The sequence below is a fragment of the Kribbella turkmenica genome (genome assembly GCF_004348725.1).
Classification (GTDB): domain Bacteria; phylum Actinomycetota; class Actinomycetes; order Propionibacteriales; family Kribbellaceae; genus Kribbella; species Kribbella turkmenica.
The window spans coordinates 1-9,296 of sequence record NZ_SMKR01000231.1 but is presented as its reverse complement, the minus strand read 5'-3'; the positions used below and the strand labels follow the sequence as shown (position 1 = coordinate 9,296).

The 9,296-nt window shown below is 68.4% G+C and carries 10 protein-coding genes; 7 read left to right on the top strand and 3 right to left on the bottom strand.

The features are described 5' to 3' along the window. The first annotated feature begins 57 nt into the window (after positions 1 to 57). The 5 genes from E1218_RS33105 (at position 58) to E1218_RS33085 (ending at position 5,171) form a co-directional block, all read left to right on the top strand. Positions 58 to 1,011 (top strand): carbohydrate ABC transporter permease, encoded by a 954-nt coding sequence (locus tag E1218_RS33105; RefSeq protein ID WP_233712635.1) that lies wholly within the window; start codon positions 58 to 60, stop codon positions 1,009 to 1,011. Beyond that, positions 1,008 to 1,820 (top strand): carbohydrate ABC transporter permease, encoded by an 813-nt coding sequence (locus E1218_RS33100; protein ID WP_132326989.1) that lies wholly within the window; start codon positions 1,008 to 1,010, stop codon positions 1,818 to 1,820. Before E1218_RS33105 ends, E1218_RS33100 begins: the two co-directional genes overlap by 4 nt. Further along, complete coding sequence (locus E1218_RS33095; protein ID WP_132326988.1) at positions 1,817 to 3,142, top strand: ABC transporter substrate-binding protein; 1,326 nt, start codon at positions 1,817 to 1,819, stop codon at positions 3,140 to 3,142. The genes E1218_RS33100 and E1218_RS33095 overlap by 4 nt, the downstream gene beginning before the upstream one ends. Further along, positions 3,139 to 3,816 carry a glycerophosphodiester phosphodiesterase gene (locus E1218_RS33090; RefSeq protein WP_132326987.1) on the top strand — a complete coding sequence of 226 codons (678 nt, stop codon included), beginning with the start codon at positions 3,139 to 3,141 and terminating at the stop codon, positions 3,814 to 3,816. The genes E1218_RS33095 and E1218_RS33090 overlap by 4 nt, the downstream gene beginning before the upstream one ends. A 158-nt stretch (positions 3,817 to 3,974) precedes the next feature. Beyond that, a complete protein-coding gene (locus tag E1218_RS33085; protein WP_132326986.1) occupies positions 3,975 to 5,171 on the top strand; it encodes a Gfo/Idh/MocA family protein in 1,197 nt (398 codons plus the stop codon). 124 nt (positions 5,172 to 5,295) lie between these two features. On the opposite strand, the gene htpX is transcribed toward E1218_RS33085, so the two are convergent. Continuing rightward, complete coding sequence (htpX, locus tag E1218_RS33080; protein ID WP_132326985.1) at positions 5,296 to 6,174, bottom strand: zinc metalloprotease HtpX; 879 nt, start codon at positions 6,172 to 6,174, stop codon at positions 5,296 to 5,298. Between the two features lie 101 nt (positions 6,175 to 6,275). Between htpX and E1218_RS33075 the strand changes: the two genes are divergently transcribed. Continuing rightward, a complete protein-coding gene (locus E1218_RS33075; protein WP_132326984.1) occupies positions 6,276 to 6,620 on the top strand; it encodes a VOC family protein in 345 nt (114 codons plus the stop codon). 34 nt (positions 6,621 to 6,654) lie between these two features. Here E1218_RS33075 and E1218_RS33070 read toward each other — a convergent pair whose 3' ends face one another. Beyond that, a complete protein-coding gene (locus tag E1218_RS33070; RefSeq protein WP_132326983.1) occupies positions 6,655 to 7,302 on the bottom strand; it encodes a hypothetical protein in 648 nt (215 codons plus the stop codon). 41 nt (positions 7,303 to 7,343) lie between these two features. Next, the gene (locus E1218_RS33065; protein WP_132326982.1) at positions 7,344 to 8,036 is read right to left on the bottom strand and encodes a GntR family transcriptional regulator; all 693 of its coding nucleotides are present in this window, start codon (positions 8,034 to 8,036) and stop codon (positions 7,344 to 7,346) included. A gap of 115 nt (positions 8,037 to 8,151) precedes the next feature. On the opposite strand from E1218_RS33065, the gene E1218_RS33060 reads away from it, so the two are divergent. Further along, positions 8,152 to 9,296 (top strand): UxaA family hydrolase (locus E1218_RS33060; protein ID WP_165949524.1); only part of this gene is annotated, 1,145 nt, incomplete at its 3' end.

Genomic DNA, 9,296 nt, shown 5'->3' with positions numbered 1-9,296 from the left:
CTCCCTCGCCGCCGCCCTGATCGAACTGCTAGCCCCGCCAACCCCGAGGAGGGGGGTGTGACCGCACTGGACCTGCCGGTCCGGACTCATCCGGACGAACGCCGCCAGAGCCAACAAGGCGGCGACCGGTTACGCCGCCGGCGACGCCGGGAGTACGGGCTGTTCGCCCTGCTGGTGGCGCCCAACCTGCTGGTGATCGCGGTCTTCGCGTACTGGCCGATCATCTACAACGCCTTCCTCAGCCTGACCGACTGGAACATGATCGCGGCCCGGCCGACCTTCGTCGGGCTGGCGAACTACGGCCGGACGCTGACGGACCCGGCGTTCCACAAGACCCTGTGGATCACCGTCGTCTTCACCGGCTTCATCGTGGCCGTCAGCCTGCTCTTCGGCCTGGCGCTCGCGTTCCTGTTCAACCTGCCGCTGAAGGGCCGCGGCGCGGTCCGGACGATCGCGTTCGCCCCGCACATCCTGTCCGGGGCGGCGGTCGCGACCATCTGGCTGTTCATCTTCGACCCCGGCTACGGCCTGATGCGGGCGGTGATCGACCCCTTCGGCGCCGAACCGCCGGACTGGATGAACAACTCCGACTGGGCACTGCCCGGCCTGATCATCGTCTACCTGTGGAAGAACGTCGGGTTCGCCGCGCTGATCTACCTGGCCGGTCTGCAGGGCTTGCCGAAGGAGCTCGACGAGGCGGCGGCGATCGACGGTGCCTCGACCTGGACCCGGCTCCGCGCGATCAAACTCCCGTTGCTCGCGCCGATCACCTTCTTTCTGCTGATCACCACGGTGATCGGCACGTTCCAGGCGTTCGACGTGATCGCGGTGATGACCGGTGGAGGCCCTGGTGACGCCACCACGACGCTCAGCTGGTCGATCTACAACGAAGGCTTCCAGGCGTTCAACGCCGGCCGGGCGGCGACGCTGTCGATCATCATGTTCGTCATCCTGCTGCTCGTCACCACGGTGCAGGCCCGGGTGATGGAGAGGCGGGTGCACTACCGATGAAGGTGCGTGCGATCCAGTACGTCGTACTGATCGGGGTGGCGGCCGTCTTCCTCGGGCCGTTGTACTGGCTGCTGTCGACGGCGTTCAAGCAGCCGACCCAGATCTACCAGTGGCCGCCGGCGTGGTGGCCGGACCTGACCTGGGAGAACTTCGGCCTGGCCTGGAAGGCGGCGCCGTTCGACCGGTTCTTCCTGAACTCCACGGTGATCACGGTGGCCGGGACCCTGCTGAAGGTGGCCAACGCCGTGCTGACGGCGTACGCCTTCGCCTATCTGCGGTTCCCGTTCAAGAAGGTGCTGTTCTTCCTGGTGCTCGGCGCGATGATGGTGCCCGGCCACGTCACGCTGCTGCCGAACTACCTGACGGTGGCGACCCTCGGCTGGATCAACACCTACGCGGGGCTGATCATCCCGGGCATCGGCTCGGCGTTCGCGACCTTCCTGATGCGCCAGCACTTCCTCACCCTGCCGTCCGAGGTGACGGATGCGGCCGCGGTCGACGGCGCCGGGCACCTGCGGACGCTGTGGCGGGTCGTGCTGCCGATGTCGCGGCCGATGCTGATCACGGTCGTGGTGATCACCGCGGTGGAGGAGTGGAACAACTTCGTCTGGCCGCTGATCGTCACCAACACCGCCTCGATGCGGACGCTGCCCGTCGGACTGCTGATCCTGAAGGACGAGGAGGGGCTGGCGAACTGGGGCACGATCATGGCCGGCGCGCTGCTCGTGCTCGCGCCGATGCTGCTGATCTTCCTGATCGCCCAGCGCTACATCGTCGGCGGAATCACCCAAGGAGCGTTGAAGGGATGAGCACGATCAATCGCCGGCTGTTCCTGGGCCTGGCGGCCGGAGCGACCGTGGCCGGCTGCGGCTACCGCTCGGTCGACGCGGAGTACTCCCAGCCCGCCGGAGCCGTGCCGAAGGAGTACGCGAACCGCGTCCGGGTGGTGTTCTGGTCGCCGTACGGCGGGGTGAACGGCAAGGCGGTCGACAAACTCGTTGCCAAGTTCAACGATTCTCAGCAGGACGTGTACGTCGAGGTCCAGTTCCAGGGCAGCTACGACGATGTCGCCCAGAAGGTCGCGGCCGCACTGGTCGCCAAACAGGCGCCGGACCTCGCCGTGCTGTCCGACGTCACCTGGGAACGGTTCTTCCTGAACGACGCCCTCGAACCGCTGAACGGCTACTTCACCGACGGCTTCGGCCCGGCCGTCTACCAGGAGAAGCTCTTCGGCGAGTACGTCGTCAAGGGGCAGAGCTGGTGCGTCCCGTTCGCCCGGAGCACACCGATCCTGTATTACAACCGCGAGGCGTTCGAGAAGGCCGGACTGCCGGACCGGGCGCCGCGAACCTGGACCGAACTGCGGTCCTGGGGACCGGAGCTCGCCAAGGTGCGGTCGGGCGGGCGGTCGCTGCGGACGATCGCGTTCGCGAAGATCGACGGCGACTGGCAGTTCCAGGGGAACGTGTGGCAGTTCGGCGGTGCGTACTCCGACGGCCTGGACGTCACCATCGACGAGGCCGGTGCGGTCGCCGCCGGCGAGTGGCAGCGGGAGATGGTGCACGACAAGGGGATGGCCTACATGGCCAGCAGCCCGAGCACCGACTTCGCCAACGGGCTGGTCGCGGTCGTCCAGGAGTCGACCGGCGGCCTGAAGAGCATCACCGGCAAGGCGAAGTTCGACGTCGGCGCCGGGTTCATCCCGTCCGAGGTCGCCGCCGGGATCGCCACCGGCGGCGGCGGGATCGGCATGCTGCGCAACATCTCCACCGAGCGCAAGCAGGCCGCGGCCACGTTCCTCGCCTTCCTCGCCCGGCCGGAGAACTCGGCCTGGTGGACCACCGAGACCGGTTACCTGCCGGTGGTGAACGCGGCCCGCGAGGATCCCGCGCTGAAGAACCTGATCGCCGAGAATCCGAACTACGGTGTCGCGATCGCCCAGCTGGCGAACGCGCGGCAGCAGGACGCGATCCGGCTGTACGGCCGCAACGCCAACGTCAACATCTACACCGGTCTGCAGCAGATCTACGCCGACAATGCGGCACCCCAGGAGGTGTTCGGGTCGGTCGCGCGCCGGCTCGAGGCGATCGGCGACGAAGTCCGGCGACTCTACGAGGAGAAGGTCCTGTGATCATCACCGGCCACCGCGGTGCGCTCGGGACCGAACCGGAGAACACCGCGCGGTCGTTCCGCCGGGCCGTCGCCGACGGGTGCGACGAGATCGAGCTGGACCTCCGGGTCACCAGTGACGACGCACTCGTGGTGATGCACGACGCGACCGTCGACCGGACCACGTCCGGCACGGGGGAGGTCGCGTCGCTGGCGTTCGACGAGCTGCGGTCGCTGGACGCCGGGCTCGGCGAAGTCGTCCCGACGTGGGCCGAGACGGTGGCGGCGATCGACGTACGGCTCCAGGCCGAGGTGAAGGCTCCGCGCGCCGTACCGCTGCTGGTGGAGTCGTTGCAGGCGGATCCGTCGCTGGCCGCGCGCACGATGGTGACGTCCTCGCACGCCGACATCCTGCTCGCCGTCCGGCGGGCGATGCCGTCGGCGAACACCGGCCTGATCTTCGGCCGGACGCCGGCGATCGCCGACGTCCTCGCGCTGACCCGCGCGGCCGAGGCCGGTACGGCGCTCTGCGGTATCGCCGGCCTGGAGCCGGAGGGTGTGAAGGAGCTCCACGCCGCGGGCCTCGACGTCACCGCCTGGCCCGTCCCCGACCAGGCCACCCTGGAGCGCGCCGTCGAGCTCGATGTCGACGGCATCACCACGGACAACCCGCATCTCCTCCAACCACCCCGCTAGCCCACCCCCCGGCGCCCTGTGGTGAGCGACTTTGTGCGCCGTTCGAGTACGCCGGCGTTCGCCGGATGCAAATGTGGTGCACAAGGTGCCTCACGTCACACGTTCCAACGTCCGAATATGTTCTTCCGTGGAACATAAATGTGTGATTGCCTTGGCGCATGGGAATCAGCATCGGTGTAGTCGGCGCGGGTCAGTTCGCCCCGTCCTTCCTGCGGTTGTGGTCCGCGCATCCTGACGTGTCCGACGTCCGCCTGACCGACGTCGTACCGGAACGGACCGCGGAGATGGCGGCCAAACAAGGGATCACCCTGACCTACCAGTCGTTCGAGGAGATGCTCGCGTCCGACGTCGACGCGGTCGCGATCTTCACCCAGCGGTGGCTGCACGGTGAGATGGCGATCCGGGCGCTCGAGGCCGGCAAGCACGTGTACTCGACCGTTCCGATGGCCATCGAGGCCGACCAGATCGCCCGGATCATCGAGCTGGTCAAGGAGACCGGCCTGACCTACATGATGGGCGAGACCAGCTACTACTACCCGTCCTCGGTGTACTGCCGGCAGAAACTGGCCGACGGTGAGTTCGGCCGGGTCTTCTACGCCGAAGGCGACTACGTCCACGACATGGACCTCGGGTTCTACGCGGCCTACCAGTACTCCGGTGGCGACGACGGGAAGAAGACCGCGTCGTTCCCGCCGATGCTGTACCCGACGCACGCTGTCGGCAACGTGCTGTCGGTGACCGGTCAGCACGCCACTCACGTGTCCTGCATCGGCGTCCAGGACGACCGCGGCGACGGCGTCTTCGACAAGGAGATCAGCCAGTTCGGCAACGACTTCAGCAACGCCACTGCGCTGTTCAAGCTCGCCGACGGCGGCGTGATGCGGACCAACGAGATGCGCCGCGTCGGGTACCCGTCGCACATCCGTGAGTCCCGGCTGCGTGTCTTCGGCACCGAGGGCAGTTTCGAGCAGCTCGCGACCACCACGGTCTGGCAGACCAAGGAAGGCGTCGAGGACATCAGCCGGCTGATGGAGACCAAGCCGAGCGGTTCCCTCGAGGACGACGACCTAGCGAACGTCGACCCGGCCCTGCGGGACGCGTTCATGTCCGGGCTCTCCCCGGTTCACGACCGCGCCCGGCTGCCCGTCGAGTTCGCCGGCCTGCACAACGGGCACGAGGGTTCGCACCACTTCCTCGCGGACGACTTCGTCCGCGCGGTCGCGGACAAGACGCTCCCGCCGATCAACGCATGGGTCGCCGCGCGGTACACGCTGCCCGGGATCTACGCACACCAGTCCGCGCTGCAGGGCGGCGTACAGCTGGAGATTCCCGACCACGGGAACGCTCCCGTCTGAGCCTCCCGAACGGCGGGCCAGCCACCACTCGGTGGATCACACAAGAACTGGTGGGCTTGAACAGGTCATTTCCTGTGCAAGCCCACCAGTGGGTGGGGTAGGCCCCGTCGACGGGCGCTGCTGGTCAGGCGGCGGCTAGTTCGCGGGCCTTCTGGTGGAGGCGGTGGATCCGGGCCTCCATCGGGGGATGGGTGGAGAAGAGCGCCGAGACACCGCGGCCGCTCAGCGGGTTGGCGATCATCAGGTGGCTCTGGGTCGCCACACCGGACTCGGCCGGGAGCGGCAGAACTTCCGTACCGCGGCTGATCTTGGCCAACGCACTCGCGAGAGCCAGCGGGTCGCCCGTCAACTCGGCGCCGTCGTCGTCGGCGGCGTACTCCCGGCGGCGGCTGACCGCCAACTGGATGAGGCCGGCCGCGAACGGCGCGAGCAGCACCGTGAGCAGGGTGACCAGCGGGTTCGGGGCATCCTCGTCGTCGGACGAGCCGATCGGCAGGAAGATCGCCAGGTTGGCGAGCGTGGTCACGATCCCGGCCAGGCCGGCCGCGACGCTGGAGGTCAGGATGTCGCGGTTGTAGACGTGCGCGAGCTCGTGGCCGAGGACGGCCCGCAGCTCACGCCGGTTCAGGATCCGCAGGATGCCTTCGGTCACCGCGACCGCCGCGTGCTCCGGGTTCCGGCCGGTGGCGAACGCGTTCGGCTGCGCGACCGGGCTCAGGTAGATCCGCGGCATCGGCTGACCCGCGCGCTGGGCCAGCTCGGCGACCACGGCGTACAGCTCAGGCGCCTGCTGCGGGCTCACCGGACGGGCGGCCATCGACCGCAGCGCGAGCTTGTCGGAGTTGAAGTACAGGTAGGTGTTCAGGCCCAGCGACAGCACAGCCGCGATCAGCACACCCGTCGTACCGGCGAGGTAGCCGCCGACGACGATGATCAGGGCGGTCAGCAGGGCCAGCAGGGCAGCGGTCCTGACCGCGTTACCCGCGCGCCGAAGACCGGTCATCGGTTCATCACCCTCCATCGAGAAGAGCCTTTCGTACCGGAGAAACGTCACCGGCCAGGCCGGTATTCCTCGGCGGACCTCGGGGGTTCGTAGGATGCGGTATGGCGCTCGACCTGTTCGCGGAGCTGTCCGTCAGCGACTACCCCGGGGTGCTGGCCTGGTACGAGCAGCTGCTCGGCGGACCGCCGGTGATGTACCCGAACGACATCGAAGCCGTCTTCGAACTGGCCGAGCACCAGTACCTGGTCGTCGAGCATCGTCCGGACCACGCCGGCCATGGGCAGGTGACGATCTTCGGCGACGACTTCGACGAACGGATCGAGGCGATCACGGCGCGGGGGCTGGAGCCGGCCGAGAGGGAGACGTACGAGAACGGCGTGCGCAAGGTGATCTACCGGGACCCGGACGGGAACGAGATCGGGTTCGGTGGAGGGCCTGTGGAGTAGACCGGGGGAGTCCGTGGGGGGTTCGCCGCATGGCTCACGGCTCGTGGTCCGACCGGTAGCGGAAGAGATCCGGCAGAAAGTTCTCCAGGTTTCCGATCTCCTCGATGTGGTGCTTGATCCACGCGGTCAGCTTCGCCCGGTGGAACGCCTTCGCGTGCGCTAGCCGGTTCAGGACGACCCGGCCGAGAGGCGTGCTGTCGCCGATGGTCATCCGGGTCACGTACCTGGTCCCACCGCGTGCCGCCGTGAACTCGTTCTCCAGGCGGACGAGCGACGTACCCCATTTCCGGGACGAGATGATCGCGGCCTGGCTGTCGATCTGTTCTACGCCGACGCGGATGTCGATGAGTTGGTCGAGGTCGCGGCCGGGGGCTTCGGTGATGTGCAGCCGGGCCCCTGGTCCGACGGTGCCGTCGGTGCTCGGGCTGGTCACGTCGTACGCGATGTGGTCGAGCGGGTGCCAGACGAGGTAGCGGGGCCACTGTTGTCCGGCGTACCGCATGGTGCCGGAGACGTGGGCGTACCACCACGACAGCATCTCCGGGGTGATGTCGGAGAGCAGCGCGTGGCGGATGGTGACCACGGTCCGGCCGTCGCGGGCCGCGGTTCGGACCGCGGCCGAGTCGAGTGGGCGGAGTGGCCAGAGAACGGGACGCGGCGCAGGGAGGTCGGGTGCCGTCATTCCCTCCGCGTGCCCGCGCCCGGCAGTCCAAAACAACGGACCTACTCGTAGATCTTGCGCAGCCTCAGCGACATGGAGTTTTCGATGTGCTGGTTCATCGCGGCCTCGGCGGCGTCGGGGTCGCCCGAGCTGATCGCCTCGACCAGCGTGCGGTGCTCGGTCAGTACTTCGGGGCCGATGTCGCGGTCGTAGTGGAGCCGGAAGATGTGCAGGTGGCAGTGGGTGCGTTCGAACGCCAGCCGGACCTGTTCGCTGCCTGACAGCGACGCGATCAGCAGGTGGAACCGGCTGTCGTGCACCGTCAGCGACTTGTAGCCGGCGTAGTCGACCGAGGTCGGCTCGACCGCGGTCGCCAGCTCGGCCCCGAGCCGGGCGCGGCCGTCGTCGTCGATCAGTTCGGCCGCCCGGCGGGCCGCCCATGGCTCGAGCAGCCGGCGGAAGCGGTACAGGTCGTCGAACTCGGCCAAGGACAGCAGCGGCGTCGCGCGGTACCCCTTCAGCGGCTCCTTGAGCGCCAAGCCCTCGGACTCCAGCCGGGCCAGCGCCTCCCGGACGGGGGTCGACGACACCTGGAAGTCACGGGCGAGCCCGTCGATGGAGATTCGGGCGCCGGGGCGGATGACGTGGTCCATCAGCATCGTCTTGATCGCCTCGTACACGTCGTCGGCGAGCATCTGCCGCCGCAGCAGCCGCCGGTCCTGCGGCTCCACGGTCCCGGCTGTCGACTCCGTCATCGGCCCTCTCCGGATCCTGGTCGCGGCCTTGACCCGGCCGGTCGGTTTCGGCAGGGTGGCACTGGTAATCATGCATCATGCATGATTTGAGGTCAGAGAGCCAGAGAGGCACCGCATGCTGAGGTTCGACGAGGTCGGCGTACTGCCCGAACCCGAGGACAACGCGGCGATCTGTTCCCGCCGGCTGGCGGCCGGTACGTCGATCGACCTCGACGGGACCGTGGTCACGCTGCCGCACACGGTCCTCGAGGGGCACCGCTTCCTCGTCCGCCCGGTCCGCGCGGGTGAGGCGATCACGTCGTGGAACACCCCGTTCGCCCGGGCCTCCCGGGACCTGGTGCCGGGCGACTACGTCTGTACGCCGACCAGCCTGGCCGCCGTCGCCGCCCGCGGAGTCGAGGGTCTCCCGGACGAGCCGTCGGCCACCAACGAGCCGCTCGACCCGTACGAGCTGGACGAGTCCGCGCTGAACTTCGGCGCCCAGGTGACCAGCGTGGAGCAGCCGGGGACGTTCCTCGGTTATCCGCGTGAGCAGGGTGCGGCCGGGACGCGCAACCACGTGGTGATCATGGCGACCAGCTCGCGCAGCAGCGGGTTCGTCAGCGAGTTGGCCCGCCGCTTCGAGGGCGCGGCGGCCGGCGACGGCGTCGTACCGGTGGCGCACACCGAGGGCGGCGAGGACGCGGTCCCGAACAACCTGCACCTCCTGCTCGCCACCCTGGCCGGTTTCACGCTGAACCCGAACGTCGGCGCCGTCCTGATCGTCGACACCGAGGACGACGTGGTCTCGGGCCAGGCGATCAAGGACTTCATGACCGAGCGGGGCTATCCGACGATCAAGGTGCCGCACGCGTACTTCACCCGCCAGGCCGGGTTCGAGCAGGACCTGACGACCGCCGGCGCGCTCATCGAGCCGTGGTTGCCGATCGTCGACAATCAGACGCGTACCGAGGTTCCGCTGAGCAACCTCAGGATCGCGCTGCAGTGCGGCGGGTCGGACGCGTTCTCGGGGATCTCCGCGAACCCGCTGGCAGGCCTGGTCGGGGCCGAGGTGATCAAGCACGGCGGTGCCGCCGTACTCGCGGAGACCGATGAGCTGATCGGCGCCGAGCCGTACGTGCTGAAGAACGTCCGCGACCCGGCGACCGCCAAGCGCTTCCTCGCCACGATCAAGTCGTTCAAGGAGCGCGTCGGCTGGCACGGGCACACCGCGGAGGGCAACCCGTCCGGCGGCAACGTGTACCGCGGCCTCTACAACAT